Source organism: Aeromonas sp. 602658 (assembly GCF_049173005.1).
Taxonomy (GTDB): Bacteria; Pseudomonadota; Gammaproteobacteria; order Enterobacterales; family Aeromonadaceae; genus Aeromonas; species Aeromonas veronii_A.
Window position 1 is genome coordinate 1 of record NZ_JAAKRF010000052.1, and the last position, 14,556, is coordinate 14,556.

A 14,556-nucleotide genomic window follows, 5' to 3' on the forward strand; every position below is an offset into this window, starting at 1 on the left:
GCGTCCTTAGCTCAGCTGGTTAGAGCATCACCTTGACATGGTGGGGGTCGGTGGTTCGAATCCACTAGGACGCACCAGATTAAAAAAGCCCGCTCATCGAGCGGGCTTTTTGCATTCTGTCCGCCCCCCCTTCCCCGCCAATCTGTTCATCACCGACCGGGCAATGGCGCAGAACCTTGTTCCCATAAAAAACCCGTGCCATCCGATAAACGACACGGGCCGGATAGATGCCGCCAGCGCCTCAGCTCTGCACGGCAATCTCGTACTTCTTTATCTTGCGATAGAGGGTGGCAATCCCAATCCCGAGCGCCTGTGCGGCCAGTTTTTTGTTGCCAAGCCGCTGCAGGGTCTCTTCAATCATCTGTTTCTCCATGCTCTCAAGGCCGCTCTCACCCGGTACGGGTTCAGGCAGTGTCTCCGGCGTGGCGGCAAGCGGCGCTGTGGCAGGCACATTAAACGCCGCATCCAGGTTGGTCACCGGGATCGACTGGGCGGTGACACGATGGGGCTCCTGATTGCGGATGATATTGGGGGGCAGCAGGCTGGCGTCAATCACCTCGCCCGCCTGGCTGACGTTGACCAGATATTCGATGAGGTTGCTGAGCTCGCGCACGTTGCCCGGCCAGCGATACCCCTTGAGCAACGCCATCACCTCGGGAGCCAGACCGGGATAGACAATGCCGATCCGGCTGGTGTGCAGGTTGAGGAAGTAGTGGGTCAGCAGCTCCACGTCCCCTTCCCGCTCCCGCAGCGGCGGCAGGTTGAGAGGGATGACGTTGATGCGGTAATAGAGATCTTCACGAAACTTCCCCTCGGCGATGTATTGATCGAGATGCTGGTGGGTGGCGGCGATGATGCGAATATCCACCGGCACCGGTCGGCTGGCCCCGATGGGGGTCACCTCCCGCAGCTCCAGCACCCGCAGCAGCTTGGCCTGCATGGTGAGCGGCATATCGCCAATTTCGTCAAGGAACAGGGTGCCCTGATGGGCCGCCTGGATCAGGCCCTGCTTGCCACCGCTGGAAGCGCCGGTAAAGGAGCCCTTCACATAGCCAAACAGCTCGCTCTCCAGCAGTTGTTCGGGAATGGCGGCACAGTTGATAGCGATGAACGGCTTGTCCTGCCGCGGACTCAGGCGATGGACGGCGCGGGCCACCACCTCTTTACCGGTGCCGCTCTCGCCACAAATCAGCACGCTGGAGGGACTCTGGGCGATGCGGTGCAGCAGTCGTTTGAGGGTGCGCATCGGCTTGCTCTCGCCGATCAGCTGATCGATCCGCACATCCGGATCCGGCTCCTGAACCTGACCGGAGTGGGACTGGTGAAACGCCATCAGAAAGAGCTGCTGGCCCTGCACATGGTGCAATTGACCGATGATCAGCTCCTGACGCCCCTCAAAGGTGATGATGTGCTGGAGATGACCACTCAGCCCCTGTTGGGAGAAGGTGAGCGGGCGGATCCCCACTTCGCGCCCCTGCAGCTGTTCCTGCTGGCAACCCAGATGATGGAGCGCCGCCTCGTTGGCGTAGAGCAGTTGACTCTTGTCATCGAGCAGCAGGCAGCCCTGATCCATGTTGGTCATCAGATTGAGGAACACCTTGTTGACCCCGTCCGACAGCCCGCGCGAATCGAGCAACTTGGCCACAAAGATGGTGGAGATGTGGCGCACATAGTCACACACATCCTGCAGATTGTTGTTGAGGCGAGCCTGCTGCTCGTCGCTGAAGGCCACCAGACTGATCACCCCGATACAGCGCTCGTCCACCATGATGGGGACCCCGAGGAAGGCGCGCTCACGGCAGCTCTCCTTGCAGGTACAGCCGTCACACACGGGATCATCGCTGGTGTGGGTAACGATCTTCTCCCGCTGGTTATCAATCACATAGCGCAGCAGGCGGGAGTCGCCCTCCAGCTGACGCCCGAAGAACTTGCCATAAGGCCCGGTGCCAGCCACCCGAACCATATCGGCATCCACAATCTCGACCTCAAGCTGCAGCACACTCGCCAGCATCTTGGCAAAGCGCAAGATGGTCGGCTGGATCTGCATCAACAGACACTGGTTGCTCACGGATCTCATCCATCATTCCTTTTTGTTCTTGTTATCCTCCCCCTAAAGGGAGTCATGCTGGCCAGATACTAAGGGATATCAGGGGGAACTACTTCGGGGGGGATCACGAAAAGGGAAAAAGATCCGCATCCTCCGCGACTTCAGAGGCACAGATAAAATTCAATAAAAACATAAAGATGAAAACACATGCAGTGAGATAAACCACTCAGCCAAGCCTGCTGATCCGCAAAGTCCATCGACAGATCATGCTGACTGTGGGGAAAACAACCTCTGAAATGGCATTTGGTTCACGCACCGCGTACCTGTTTCAAGACTTGGCACTCATGGTCGAAATCCGCTTTATCTTGCGGCTGAATGTAACTTTGCCAGCGGGCAAACAGCTCGGCCGTCGGATAACGATGCAGACGAATACCGGTGCGATAGAGTTTGGGAAAAAGTGGGTCTGGCTGGGATCTCACGACCAGACCGCGCAGCTTCTCGCCAGAGGGAATGGTAATCACCAGCTCATCCCCCTCTTTCAACCGTATGGCCCCAAGAATGCCGATGCCGCCGATGGCTATGTCTCGCACCACCACATAGGGCACCGGATTGAGCAACTCCAGAAACCAGTTGCGACGGCGACATTCCGCCTTGTAACCACCGCCACTAAGGATAAAACGGCGGTGTCTGCGCCAGTCATAACCGGTAGGCAATGCCGGGTCATAGCGCGATTTTGCCTGCCCCACAGGATCAGATTGCTCACTTGTGCCCATCCGGTTTCCCTCACTGGCATTGGTTAAACAGTGTCAGTCAGCTCTTTTTCATACTATAGCTGTCGCCGTTAGGCCCGGGGCTCAGGGTCAGATACGGGGACGACAGATATATTACGGAGGCAATGATGGACAGAGATGGCATGGAAGAGCTTGCTGATCCTGATAGGCTAACTTTCCCCTGCCAGGATGAGATGCGAACTACTGTGACTCGGTTCGATCAAGCAATTGGCCAGTGAGTCGCACCGTCGCACCAATGCAATCTGGCTTAGCCGGGCAGATGAAGTGCCAGCCAGACCGCCAGCGGGATCACCAGCACAGAGAGGGCATTGCCGCCGAGCACGATACTGGCCACCTTGTCCGGCTGGCAGTGATACTGCTCGCAGAGCATGTAATTCAAGACCGCAGGGGGCAAGGAAACCGACAACATCAACAGCGGGATCCACTCCGTCTTGAGCGGCAACAGCCAGATCGCCAGCAGCAGCGACAATCCCCCCGCCAACAGATAGAGCAGGTTGCACTTGAGCGCGAGGCCAAGGTGATCAAGCTCTCCCTCCATCAGGCGAATGCCCAGCGCAAAGAGCATCAGGGGCACCGAGATCTGGCCGAGCAGCGAGGCCGTGGTCACCACATATTCCGGCAGCGCAATGTGCAGGTTGGCCACCAGCAAACCGGCCAGCGCGGCCCACAACACAGGGCTGCGCAGCCACAGCCAGCGGGAGGTATTGGCCGATAGGATAAACATGCCGACCGAAAAGTGCAGCAGATTGGAGAGCACAAAGAGGATCACTATGGCCCCCAGTTGCTGCTCGCCAAACGCCAGCACCATCAAGGGGATACCGAGATTGCCGGTATTTCGGAACATAGCGGGCAAGATCAGCGCTGCCCGCTCAATCCCTTTGAGTTTAAGCAGCGCGAGCAGCAGACCGGGTAACAGGATAACCAGCGCCCCCGCCGCAATCAGCGGCAGATGCTCCGCCAGCGCCAGCGGATACTTGACCAGCGCGGAGAAGACCAGCGCCGGGGTAAACAGCTCGATATTGGCCCGATTGACGTAACCGAGCGCAGCCCCCGGTCGCAATCGCCCGTAGAGTGCACCGAGCCCGACCACACCGAACACCGGAATGACGATATTGAGCAAGGCGCTGAACATGGGCTGCGTCCGTTACAGTTCGCGGGCCGGTTTGCCCATCAGCACCACCGGATCCAACGTCACTTCCAGTGCGCCGTTACTGACCCAGAGCTGACCATCGGAGATAGTGCAGGTGAGCTGCATGGTTCGCTCGACCATGGCGGTCAGCGGCAGAGTCTGGCTGTCGGAGAGTTCGATGATGCTGAGGTTGTCATGCTGGCTCAGCTTGCCCTGGTTCTGCTTCCACCAGACGCTGGTGCCACGACCGCCGTAGAGGTAGAGCACCACCTGACGGGCACGGTTACAGGCCTTTTTCAGCCGTTTTTCATCGGGTTGGCCCAGCTCGATCCAGAGCTCTATTTCGTCCGAGTAGTTCTTGCACCAGAGCTCGGGTTCGTCATCGGCGCTCAATCCCTTGGTGAACTCCAGTCGCTCAGCGGCATGCCAGGCAAAAGCCGCCAGCCGGATCATCATCCGCTCATCGGTTTCGGAGGGGTGGCGCGCCAACGTGAGGGAGAAGTCCTGATACAGATTGCGATCCATATCAGACAAACTGATCTGGGCCTTGAATACGGTTGCCTTGAGAGCCATAGAAAACCTTGAACACCTGATAAGAGAAGGGTGAGTGGGAAATACGGGCGCCAGTGTAATCAAAATCGGCGGCAGGTTCGACCATCCTGACCAAAGATTTCCCCTTCCCTGCCGGGATAAGTGCTTTAAAAAACACAAAAAACAAATGCCAGTCCGAAGACTGGCATTTGGCGGCATGGAGAAGCGACTCACTTCTCGGCGGACTGTACCCCGAACGCATTCAGCAGCATGCAACAGGTCACTGCCACCGCCACGAATCCGCTCAGAAAGATAAAGGGCATGGCCCCGTATCCCAGTACTGTCCAGATGGTGTGTTCAAGAAGACTCATTGTTGTGTCCTTCATCCGGTGAAAGGTGTGTTCCTTCTGGCGGATATTGGTTCCGCTCTTGATGCCTCCATTTGACCTCAATCAGCGGTTGGGTCCTATGCCACCAAAGTGATAAATGCAGGGTTCATTTGCGCTGGATCAAGCTTTTTGGCCAAATATCCATGCAGTTCAAGCAATTACCACCGCCAATCAAGGATAGACACAAACACGGCAGAATAAAAAAACGCGCCGGATGGCGCGTTTCTTGGACAGCACAGGCAAGGGATCAGTTGTCGCACAGATCGCTTGGCATGTCCTGACGCAGGCGGGTCCACAGCTTGCCGGACTCGATACCGTACTGACGCACCGTCATGAACACGGCTTCGTGGTTCTTGGTCTCCGCCAGATTAAGCAGGGTCTTGTAGTAGGCGTCTGCGGTCTCGCGGGCCTGCTTGTCGGAGAAGTAGTAGCTGCCGACCCGGCTGTACAACCCTTTGAAACCGTTCAGGATCAGGGCGTAGATCGGATTGCCGGAAGCAAACGCCAGCTGGTGGTGCAGGCGATAATCGAACTCGGCATAAGCCTGTGCGTTGTTCTCGACCCCATCGGCGCCACGCAGGATCTCGGCGGCCTGCTCCGGATTGTGACGGATCGCCCCGCGGATAAAGATGGTGCAGATGTGGGTACGGGCGGAGAGCAGCTGAGCTATCAGATCAGGTACCTTGTCCTGATCCAGACGAGCCAACGTCTCCAGAATATTGAGGCCGGAGGTTTCCCAGAAATTGTTCACCTTGGTCGGCTTGCCATGCTGTATGGTCAACCAGCCATCACGGGCCAGTCGCTGCAGCACTTCGCGCAAGGTAGTCCGCGTCACCCCGATCAACTCGGATAATTCACGCTCGGCGGGCAGAATAGATCCGGGAGGAAAGCGATTGTTCCAGATGGACTCGATGATGTATTCCTCGGCAAACCCAGCTGGGCTCTGCGCTTTTATAACCATGAATTGACTCTGTTGTAATGCGTAAAAAGGCTGACGAATGATATCAAAGCGATGATGGCTGGCAAGCATAAGGTCAGTCCTCTGCTCACATATGGCAAATATAGTGTTGGGAATATGTATCTAATCGCCACGAGGGAGCCAGCCAACCCCGACAAGGTGGTTATAAAACAGACAGATGGGCAGAGATCCATCGGCTATCATTTATAATCGTCACGCTTTTTGATTAAAATCACGAGGAATCAGACAGATAAAGGCCAACATCCGGAGGCACAGGTCGAATCATCCTTGACTGCATAGAAGCAGATCCTAACAACAAAGTTGAGACCCATTATCATGCCAATAAGCCTAGGGCAGGCATTCGCCAAGAACTTCTTGGGCAATGCACCACAGTGGTATAAAAGCGCCATCTTGCTATTTCTGGTGATCAATCCGATCGCCTTCCACCTTGATCCTTTCATTGCGGGCTGGTTACTTGTCGTTGAGTTTATCTTCACCCTGGCCATGGCCCTCAAGTGCTACCCTCTGCAACCGGGTGGTCTGCTCGCGATCGAAGCCGTGTTGATCGGCATGACCTCCGCCGATCAGGTCAAACACGAGCTGGTCGCCAATATCGAGGTGCTGCTGTTGCTGGTGTTCATGGTGGCAGGCATCTATTTCATGAAGCAGCTGCTGCTCTATGTCTTCACCAAGTTGCTAATCGGTGTACGCTCCAAGATCCTGCTCTCCCTCTCCTTCTGTCTGGTCTCCGCCTTCCTGTCGGCTTTTCTCGATGCCCTGACCGTGATTGCCGTGGTGATCAGTGTTGCCACCGGTTTCTATGCCATCTATCACAAGGTCTCGTCCGGCAAGGAGTTTGGTCACAGCCATGACCATACCGATGATAAGGAAGTCGCCGAGCTCAATCGCCAAGATCTCGACGATTTTCGTGCCTTCCTGCGCAGCCTGATGATGCATGCCGCCATCGGTACCGCGCTGGGTGGTGTCTGCACCCTAGTGGGCGAGCCGCAAAACCTCATCATCGGCGAGCAAGCCAGCTGGAACTTCGCTGAATTTGCCATTCGTATGTCCCCTGTGACCGTCCCCGTCTTTATCTGCGGTCTGCTGACCTGTGTGCTGGTGGAGCAGTTCCGCTGGTTTGGCTATGGCGCCCGCCTGCCAGACACAGTGCGCGCCATCATGGAGGAGTACAACCGCTACGAAGAGGCAAAACGCAGCCCGCAAGACAAGGCCAAGCTGATCGTTCAGGCATTGATTGCGGTCTGGCTGATCGTCGGTCTGGCCATGCACCTGGCAGCCGTTGGTCTGATTGGCCTCTCGGTCATCGTGCTGGCCACCTCCCTGACCGGGATCACCGAGGAGCACTCGCTGGGTAAAGCCTTCCAGGAGGCACTCCCCTTCACCGCCCTGCTGGCGGTCTTCTTCAGCGTGGTCGCCGTCATCATCGATCAGCAGCTGTTCAAGCCGGTGATCCAGCTGGTACTGGCTGCCAAGCCGGAGAACCAGCTGGCTCTCTTCTATCTGGCCAATGGGGTGCTCTCCATGGTCAGTGACAACGTCTTTGTCGGAACCGTCTACATCAACGAAGTCAAGACTGCCCTGCTCAATGGCGCCATTGACCGCGCCCAGTTCGATCTGCTGGCGGTAGCCATCAACACAGGTACCAACCTGCCATCGGTCGCCACCCCCAATGGTCAGGCCGCCTTCCTGTTTATGCTCACCTCGGCATTGGCGCCGCTGCTGCGCCTCTCCTATGGCCGCATGGTCTGGATGGCGCTGCCCTACACCCTGGTGCTGGGGCTGGTCGGCTTTTTCTCTGTCGAATTACTGCTTGGCCCTGCCACAGAGTGGTTCTATCAGCACGGATGGCTGGTGATGGAGAGTGCGCTGCCAGCGGTACAGCCAGCGCTGCATTAATCCATTGAGATGGTTTCCGAGGGCCCTTTCTGGGCCCTTTTCTTTTCGGTTCCGCTCTGCTCTAATTCAGCCACTGTTTTTTCTGAGAGATCAATTAGATGATCGAGTTTCTCCGCCGTATCGCCGCCCATCGGCTGGCCTGGGGTCTGTTGGCAGCATCAGCCCTGTTCCTCGAGTTGTGTGCCCTCTTCTTCCAGCATGTGCTGGGCCTATCCCCGTGCGTGATGTGTGTTTACGAACGGTTGGCGACCCTGGGTGTGTTGGTCGCTGGTCTGCTCGGCATGGTGGCACCGGATAAGTGGTATGTTCGCTGGAGTGCCATGTTGCTGTGGGGCTACAGTGCCTTCCGTGGCTTCCAGCTGGCCCTCAAGCATGTGGACTATCAGGTTAACCCCTCCCCGTTCAACGTCTGCAGCCCGTTTGCCGACTTCCCGAGCTGGGCTCCGCTCGATCAGTGGCTCCCCTGGCTCTTTATGCCGGAAGGGGATTGTGCCCAGATCACCTGGCAGTTCTTCGGTTACTCCATGCCCCAGTGGCTGGTCGTCATCTTCGCCGCTTACCTGCTGGTCTTCACCGTGGTGGCCATCGGCAATCTGGTGAAAGGGCGTTGCTGCAACTGATCATCATGGCCGTGTGGAGATAAAAGGGGGGAGCCATTATGGCTCCCCCTTTCTTGTTCTGGCTGACCGTATTTCTGGTTACGCCTTGGCTGTGCTCATCTTGGCCTTGACTGCGCCAATTACCATGGGCAACAGGGAGATACCAATGATGCCGAAGATCAGCAGGGTAAAGTTATGACGCACCACCGGCAGATTGCCAAAGAAGTGGCCGGCATAGACGAAGGAGAGTACCCACAGCAGGCCGCCAACCAGGTTGAACGCCAGGAAGCGCGGATAGGTCATGGCCCCCATCCCTGCCACGAACGGCGCAAAGGTTCGCACGATTGGCAGGAAGCGGGTGATGATGATGGTCTTGCCGCCATGCTTGGCATAGAAGGCGTGGGTCTTCTCCAGATAATCCCGCCGGAAGATCTTGGAGTCAGGATTGCGAAACAGCTGCTCGCCGAAGAAGTGACCTATGGTGTAGTTCACCACGTTGCCGAGTACCGCGGCGATGATCAGCACGGCGGCCAGGGTATGCACATCCAGCACGCTGCCCACGGTGAGTGCACCAGCGGCAAACAGCAGGGAGTCGCCCGGCAGGAAGGGAGTCACCACCAGTCCGGTCTCGCAGAAGATGATCAGAAACAGGATGGCGTAAACCCAAACGCCATAGTTCTCGAACAGCACTTTCAAATGCACGTCAACGTGCAGGATAAAGTCGATTGCAAAGAGGATCAGATCCATTTTTTTCATACCCATAAAGTGAACGGCGTGGAGTCTACGCCAATGCCATCCGGGCGACAATCACCGGGGCAGCCTCTTTTTTGTCCCGCAGTGCCCACCTTCAAATGAAACCGTTTTTCCGCTTCCTTCGAGGGTGGGAGCACAAAGAGAGAAGCCGAGTATGGTATTGAAAAGGTGAACTAGGAGGCCTGTTCCAGATCGCTGCGCACTGCGGGGGGAAGACAACGCTCCCAGCCCCATAGCAACACCAGCAGCAGGGTCACATCATCGAACCAACCCAGCAAGGGCACCACGTCGGGGATAAGATCCACCGGACTGATGCCATAGAGCAGGATAAGGATAACCAGTCCCCTCGCCCACCAGGGGGTACCGGGATGGCGAAAGCCCTGATAGAGACGACGAAGTCGTTGCCAAATCAGCCAGCGTTTACGGCTCATGATTCGATCAACTCGCTGCGCAGCCGCTGGATCTGATCCCGTAGTGCCGCCGCCTGTTCGAACTCCAGATCCCGGGCATGCTGGAACATCTGCTCCTCCATCCGCTTGATCTCTTTGGCAATCTCGCTGGCTGAGCGGACATGGTATTCCCCTTGCGGCTCGGCTGCCTTGCGCATCCCCTTGCCTGGTTTGCCTGCCGTGCGGCTGCCCCCCATGTCCATCACATCGCCAATGGATTTGTTGAGCCCTTTGGGGGTGATCCCATGCTTGAGGTTATGGGCATGCTGCACGGCGCGGCGCCGCTCGGTCTCCTCAATGGCTACCTTCATCGAGTTGGTGATGGTATCGCCGTAGAGAATGACCTTGCCGTTGAGGTTACGCGCCGCACGGCCGATGGTCTGGATCAGCGAGCGGGTCGAGCGCAGGAAGCCCTCTTTATCCGCATCGAGGATTGCCACCAGCGACACCTCCGGCATGTCGAGGCCTTCCCGCAGCAGGTTGATACCCACCAGCACATCGAACTTGCCAAGGCGCAGATCGCGGATGATCTCCACCCGTTCGACCGTATCAATATCGGAGTGGAGGTAGCGCACCTTGACGTCGTGCTCCGCCAGATACTCGGTCAAGTCTTCCGCCATCCGCTTGGTCAGGGTCGTGACCAGCACCCGCTCCTCCACCGCCACCCGCTTGCGGATCTCGGAGAGCAGATCGTCCACCTGAGTGGTCACCGGACGCACCTCGATCTCCGGATCGAGCAGGCCGGTAGGGCGCACCACCTGCTGCACCACATCGCCGCCGGACTTCTCCAGCTCGTAGGGGCCGGGAGTCGCCGAGACAAACACCGTCTGCGGCATCAGCGCTTCAAATTCGTCAAACTTGAGCGGCCGGTTGTCCAGCGCAGAGGGGAGCCGGAAACCGTACTCCACCAGGGTCTCCTTGCGGGAGCGGTCCCCTTTGAACATGGCGCCAATCTGCGGCACGGTCACGTGGGATTCGTCGATGATGAGCAGGCCATCCCCTGGCAGATAGTCAAACAGGGTGGGCGGCGGCTCCCCCGGCGCACGGCCGGAGAGGTAACGGCTGTAGTTTTCAATGCCCGAGCAATAGCCCAACTCCTGCATCATCTCGATGTCGAACTGGGTACGCTGGCTGATACGTTGCTCCTCTACCAGCTTGCCCAGCGACAACAGCTGCTCACGGCGGCTCTTGAGCTCCTCCTTGATGTGCTCGATGGCCCCCAAAATGGTCTCGCGCGGAGTGGCATAGTGGGTCTTGGGATAGATGGTGTAGCGCACCACCGTCTGCTCGATGGCGCCAGTCAGCGGATCGAACAGGGAGAGGCGTTCCACCTCCTCGTCAAACAGCTCCACCCGCAGGGCCAGCTTGTCCGATTCGGCGGGGTAGATGTCGATCACCTCCCCCCGCACCCGGAAGGTGCCGCGCTGGAAGGCCATGTCGTTGCGGGTGTACTGCAGCTCAGCGAGGCGACGCAGGATATCCCGCTGGTTGATCACATCCCCCACTTTCAAGTGCAGCATCATGCTCAGATAAGCTTGGGGATCCCCCAGACCATAGATGGCCGACACCGAGGCGACAATCACCACGTCGCGCCGCTCCAGCAGCGCCTTGGTGGCCGACAATCGCATCTGCTCGATGTGATCGTTAATCGAGGCATCCTTCTCTATAAAGGTGTCGGTGGTCGGCACATAGGCTTCGGGCTGGTAATAGTCGTAGTAGGAGACGAAATACTCCACCGCATTGTCGGGGAAGAACTCCTTCATCTCGCCATAGAGCTGGGCGGCCAGGGTCTTGTTGGGAGCCAGGATCATGGTCGGGCGGTTCAGGGTGGCGATGACGTTGGCCATGGTGAATGTCTTGCCCGAACCGGTCACCCCGAGCAGGGTCTGATGGGCCAGCCCCGACTCGATGCCATCCAGCAGTTGGGCAATCGCCGTGGGCTGATCCCCGGCGGGTTGAAACTGGCTGGCTAACTTGAACAATTTGCTCATGAACACTCCCGACACAAAACAGCAGAGGAGCAGTGTAACCGAGGGTTTGGCAGCGGTACACCCGTGCCATCATCCCGCGAATGGCTTGACCACCGCGGACACCTTCTGTATGATGCTCCTCCTTGCCTGATGTTCCCCCGTAGTTCAGTCGGTAGAACGGCGGACTGTTAATCCGTATGTCACTGGTTCAAGTCCAGTCGGGGGAGCCAATTCCTCACCATCTCGGTGCAAGTTATCCACTTTAGTGCCCTCTCTTGCCAATTTTAATGCACAAGATCCTTCTTGCTGCTGACGCTCCCTTTTGTTACCCGTTCCTGCTCGACAGAGTTTTCTCCTGTCGCACCTAACTATTTGATTTTTATAAAAACATTTTTCTTCCGGTATTTTTTGAACAGCCCTTGCATCCCAGTGCTGGCGCGGCTTTCAGGGCGATGAACAAGTTTCATAAACAGGGTTATCCACAGATTCTGTGGGTAAGTGCAGCAAGCCCTGTCAGGACGTGGGATTGCCCTTGATGGCCCCCGGCAAAGAGTCATTTTGCTGGCCAACCTGATTTTATGCTGTTTTTTAGCCCCCTCAGGAACAGCGGGGTGACAGGCTCTATTGGCACTTTTCAGAGGCATCTTTTTGCCAACCCTTTTCCCGTGGGCGAACGGGTAAATATCAAGCTGATTTGCCCCTCAGCCAACCATGGTGGCCATCGGTTGAATCTGCTGAAACTGATCCCCGCCAAGCGGCCGGACAGCAGAATCTAAAAAATCGTCCTGCGCCAGAGCACTTCGGTAGCGGGCAGCAGATTTCACTAATTGACAACGGCGGTTACAGCAAAAATTGCCAGATTTCATCCGCTTGTCTCCCTATCACGCCGCCGGCTCCATAAATAGCGTCCGATAACGTCCGATTAATCGCACCCTTGCGCTTCTTTATTGGGGAGAGATCCGGCACAATATCGACCCCACTTTTTTCCTCGGTTTTTCCGGGCATGACCATAGATTTCGTGACACTGCTACATCAAAGCGACTCCCTGCTGCTGTTCGTGGTATTGGCCTTCGGCCTGCTGCTGGGCAAGGTGCGAATTGGCAACTTTCAGATTGGCAACACCATAGGTGTGCTGTTTACCGCCCTGCTGTTCGGCCAGATGGGCTTCGAATTTGCGGCCACCACTGAAAACGTCGGCTTTATGCTGTTCATCTTCTGTGTGGGGATCGAGGCTGGCCCCCACTTCTTCAGCGTCTTCTTGCGCGATGGCATCCACTACATCACCCTGACTCTGGTGATCTTGCTGACAGCTCTGCTGCTGACAGTGGGGCTCGCCAAGTTCTTCAATCTGGGGCCGGGCATGGCGGCGGGGATCCTGGCGGGTTCCCTCACCTCGACTCCGGCTCTGGTGGGTGCCCAGGATGCCTTGCGCAGCGGTCTGCTCAACCTGCCCCATCAGACCGATATGCAGGCGGTGCTCGACAACATGGGCATCGGCTACGCCCTGACCTATCTGGTGGGTCTGGTGGGCCTGATGCTGGTGGTGCGCTACCTCCCATCGCTAGCTCGCCTCGACCTCAATACCGAGGCACAAAAAATCGCCCGTGAGCGGGGTCTCTCCGACAGCGAGAGTCGCAAGACCTATCTGCCCATCATCCGCGCCTATCGGGTGGGCCCCGAACTGGCAGCCTGGATCGGTGGCCGTACCCTGCGGGAGACCGGCATCTATCCCCATACCGGCTGCTATGTAGAGCGGATCCGCCGCAACGGCATTCTGGCCAGTCCAGATGGCGATGCCGTCATTCAGGAAGGGGACGAGATCGCCCTGGTGGGCTATCCCGAGAGCCACGAGAAGCTGGACGTCAACTATCGCAACGGTAAAGAGGTGTTTGATCGCAACCTGCTCGACCTGCAGATCGTCACCGAAGAGATCGTGGTAAAGAACGACTCCGTGGTGGGTCGCCATCTGGTGGAGCTCAACCTCACCGAGAAAGGGTGCTTCCTCAACCGGGTAGTGCGCTCCCAGATCGAGATGCCGTTCGATCGCAACATCATGCTGCAAAAAGGCGACGTGTTGCAGATCAGTGGCGAGAAGCAGCGGGTCAAACTGCTGGCCAACAAGATCGGCTTTATCAGCATCCACAGCCAGACCACCGATCTGGTGGCCTTCACCACCTTCTTCGTACTCGGCCTGCTGATCGGCTCCGTCTCGCTGGTGTTCGGTCAGATCGAATTTGGCCTCGGCAATGCCGTCGGCCTGCTGCTGGCAGGCATCCTGATGGGGTATCTGCGAGCCAACCACCCGACGGTGGGCTATGTGCCGCCCGGCGCCCTGCGGCTGGCCAAGGATCTCGGTCTTGCGGTCTTTATGGTGAGCACGGGCCTGAAAGCCGGTGGCGGTATCCTCGATCACCTCAGTGAGGTGGGTGTGGTGGTGCTCTTCTCCGGCATGCTGGTGACCACCTTGCCGGTGCTGGTGGGCTATCTGTTCGGGGTCTGGGTACTGAAGATGAACCCGGCGCTGCTGCTCGGGGCCATCACCGGTGCCCGTACCTGCGCACCGGCGATGGATGTGGTCAACGAGGCCGCCAACAGCTCCATTCCGGCGCTCGGTTATGCCGGCACCTATGCGGTGGCCAACGTGATGCTGACCCTGGCGGGCTCCTTTATCATCGGCTTCTGGTTCTAGCCAGCAGCCATCACATTACCGCTAACAAAGAAGGGAGCCTCAGGCTCCCTTCTTGCTATCTGCCCCGCTATAGAGATGTAGATCAGGCTCATTGGTGTGGCGTCACCTCCCCCCCCACCATCTGCACTGAAATCTGCCCCCACCCCACTCTTCCTATTCCACAATGGGCGATCTCTGCTCCGCTCTGCTCTGCTCTGCTCTGCTCTGCTCTGCTCTGCTCTGCTCTGCTCTGCTCTGCAATGAGTTATGGCAGGTCCCGTGTCTAGTCCTGAAATAAGTTTACACATTTTCAACTAGCATTTTTCTACTCAGAACCCTCTATGTACCGCATCGG

Annotated in this window: 13 protein-coding genes and 2 tRNA genes; 5 read left to right on the top strand and 10 right to left on the bottom strand. The window is 57.5% G+C overall.

Translation table 11 applies throughout. From position 1 onward, the window contains the following. Nucleotides 1-77, top strand: a tRNA-Val gene (locus G5253_RS19875). 164 nt (nucleotides 78-241) lie between these two features. Here the strand turns inward: G5253_RS19875 and G5253_RS19880 are convergent. The 6 genes from G5253_RS19880 to fadR form a co-directional block, all read right to left on the bottom strand. Next, on the bottom strand, nucleotides 242-2,077 hold the full coding sequence (locus tag G5253_RS19880; RefSeq protein ID WP_266135061.1) for a sigma 54-interacting transcriptional regulator: 1,836 nt from the start codon (nucleotides 2,075-2,077) through the stop codon (nucleotides 242-244). 278 nt (nucleotides 2,078-2,355) lie between these two features. Continuing rightward, nucleotides 2,356-2,820, bottom strand: a complete 465-nt coding sequence (locus tag G5253_RS19885; RefSeq protein ID WP_058056875.1) for a hypothetical protein — start codon at nucleotides 2,818-2,820, stop codon at nucleotides 2,356-2,358. A 265-nt stretch (nucleotides 2,821-3,085) separates the two neighbouring features. Continuing rightward, nucleotides 3,086-3,970, bottom strand: a complete 885-nt coding sequence (locus tag G5253_RS19890) for an AEC family transporter (RefSeq protein WP_005352342.1) — start codon at nucleotides 3,968-3,970, stop codon at nucleotides 3,086-3,088. Between the two features lie 12 nt (nucleotides 3,971-3,982). Continuing rightward, nucleotides 3,983-4,540, bottom strand: a complete 558-nt coding sequence (locus tag G5253_RS19895) for a YaeQ family protein (RefSeq protein ID WP_005336887.1) — start codon at nucleotides 4,538-4,540, stop codon at nucleotides 3,983-3,985. Between the two features lie 188 nt (nucleotides 4,541-4,728). Next, a complete protein-coding gene (locus G5253_RS19900; protein ID WP_005345965.1) occupies nucleotides 4,729-4,869 on the bottom strand; it encodes a TIGR02808 family protein in 141 nt (46 codons plus the stop codon). Nucleotides 4,870-5,134: 265 nt separating this feature from the next. Then, a complete protein-coding gene (gene fadR / locus G5253_RS19905; protein WP_026034983.1) occupies nucleotides 5,135-5,848 on the bottom strand; it encodes a fatty acid metabolism transcriptional regulator FadR in 714 nt (237 codons plus the stop codon). Nucleotides 5,849-6,181: 333 nt separating this feature from the next. On the opposite strand from fadR, the gene nhaB reads away from it, so the two are divergent. Together nhaB and dsbB are read left to right on the top strand one after the other, a co-directional pair. Then, nucleotides 6,182-7,762 carry a Na(+)/H(+) antiporter NhaB gene (gene nhaB, locus G5253_RS19910; RefSeq protein ID WP_266135062.1) on the top strand — a complete coding sequence of 527 codons (1,581 nt, stop codon included), beginning with the start codon at nucleotides 6,182-6,184 and terminating at the stop codon, nucleotides 7,760-7,762. Between the two features lie 98 nt (nucleotides 7,763-7,860). After that, complete coding sequence (dsbB, locus tag G5253_RS19915; protein ID WP_075115069.1) at nucleotides 7,861-8,382, top strand: disulfide bond formation protein DsbB; 522 nt, start codon at nucleotides 7,861-7,863, stop codon at nucleotides 8,380-8,382. A gap of 78 nt (nucleotides 8,383-8,460) precedes the next feature. Here dsbB and G5253_RS19920 read toward each other — a convergent pair whose 3' ends face one another. From G5253_RS19920 to uvrB, 3 genes are all read right to left on the bottom strand, one after another. Beyond that, entirely contained in the window at nucleotides 8,461-9,108 is a 648-nt protein-coding gene (locus G5253_RS19920; protein ID WP_266135063.1) for a DedA family protein, read from the bottom strand. Nucleotides 9,109-9,287: 179 nt separating this feature from the next. Further along, entirely contained in the window at nucleotides 9,288-9,545 is a 258-nt protein-coding gene (locus G5253_RS19925) for a YkvA family protein (protein ID WP_005360976.1), read from the bottom strand. Then, complete coding sequence (gene uvrB, locus G5253_RS19930) at nucleotides 9,542-11,554, bottom strand: excinuclease ABC subunit UvrB (protein ID WP_151286901.1); 2,013 nt, start codon at nucleotides 11,552-11,554, stop codon at nucleotides 9,542-9,544. The genes G5253_RS19925 and uvrB overlap by 4 nt, the downstream gene beginning before the upstream one ends. Nucleotides 11,555-11,687: 133 nt before the next feature. Here uvrB and G5253_RS19935 point away from each other — a divergent pair. Then, nucleotides 11,688-11,763 (top strand) — tRNA-Asn (locus G5253_RS19935). Between the two features lie 471 nt (nucleotides 11,764-12,234). Here the strand turns inward: G5253_RS19935 and G5253_RS19940 are convergent. Then, entirely contained in the window at nucleotides 12,235-12,399 is a 165-nt protein-coding gene (locus tag G5253_RS19940) for a hypothetical protein (RefSeq protein WP_160175218.1), read from the bottom strand. A 137-nt stretch (nucleotides 12,400-12,536) separates the two neighbouring features. On the opposite strand from G5253_RS19940, the gene G5253_RS19945 reads away from it, so the two are divergent. Continuing rightward, nucleotides 12,537-14,222, top strand: coding sequence for an aspartate:alanine antiporter (locus tag G5253_RS19945; RefSeq protein ID WP_266135064.1), 1,686 nt, complete (start codon nucleotides 12,537-12,539; stop codon nucleotides 14,220-14,222). Nucleotides 14,223-14,556 lie beyond the last annotated feature (334 nt).

Coding starts and splice junctions, on each gene's coding strand:
- G5253_RS19880 (WP_266135061.1), bottom strand. CDS start 2,077: ATGAGATCCGTGAGCAACCAGTGTCTGTTGATGCAGATCCAGCCGACC.
- G5253_RS19885 (WP_058056875.1), bottom strand. CDS start 2,820: ATGGGCACAAGTGAGCAATCTGATCCTGTGGGGCAGGCAAAATCGCGC.
- G5253_RS19890 (WP_005352342.1), bottom strand. CDS start 3,970: ATGTTCAGCGCCTTGCTCAATATCGTCATTCCGGTGTTCGGTGTGGTC.
- G5253_RS19895 (WP_005336887.1), bottom strand. CDS start 4,540: ATGGCTCTCAAGGCAACCGTATTCAAGGCCCAGATCAGTTTGTCTGAT.
- G5253_RS19900 (WP_005345965.1), bottom strand. CDS start 4,869: ATGAGTCTTCTTGAACACACCATCTGGACAGTACTGGGATACGGGGCC.
- fadR (WP_026034983.1), bottom strand. CDS start 5,848: ATGGTTATAAAAGCGCAGAGCCCAGCTGGGTTTGCCGAGGAATACATC.
- nhaB (WP_266135062.1), top strand. CDS start 6,182: ATGCCAATAAGCCTAGGGCAGGCATTCGCCAAGAACTTCTTGGGCAAT.
- dsbB (WP_075115069.1), top strand. CDS start 7,861: ATGATCGAGTTTCTCCGCCGTATCGCCGCCCATCGGCTGGCCTGGGGT.
- G5253_RS19920 (WP_266135063.1), bottom strand. CDS start 9,108: ATGGATCTGATCCTCTTTGCAATCGACTTTATCCTGCACGTTGACGTG.
- G5253_RS19925 (WP_005360976.1), bottom strand. CDS start 9,545: ATGAGCCGTAAACGCTGGCTGATTTGGCAACGACTTCGTCGTCTCTAT.
- uvrB (WP_151286901.1), bottom strand. CDS start 11,554: ATGAGCAAATTGTTCAAGTTAGCCAGCCAGTTTCAACCCGCCGGGGAT.
- G5253_RS19940 (WP_160175218.1), bottom strand. CDS start 12,399: ATGAAATCTGGCAATTTTTGCTGTAACCGCCGTTGTCAATTAGTGAAA.
- G5253_RS19945 (WP_266135064.1), top strand. CDS start 12,537: ATGACCATAGATTTCGTGACACTGCTACATCAAAGCGACTCCCTGCTG.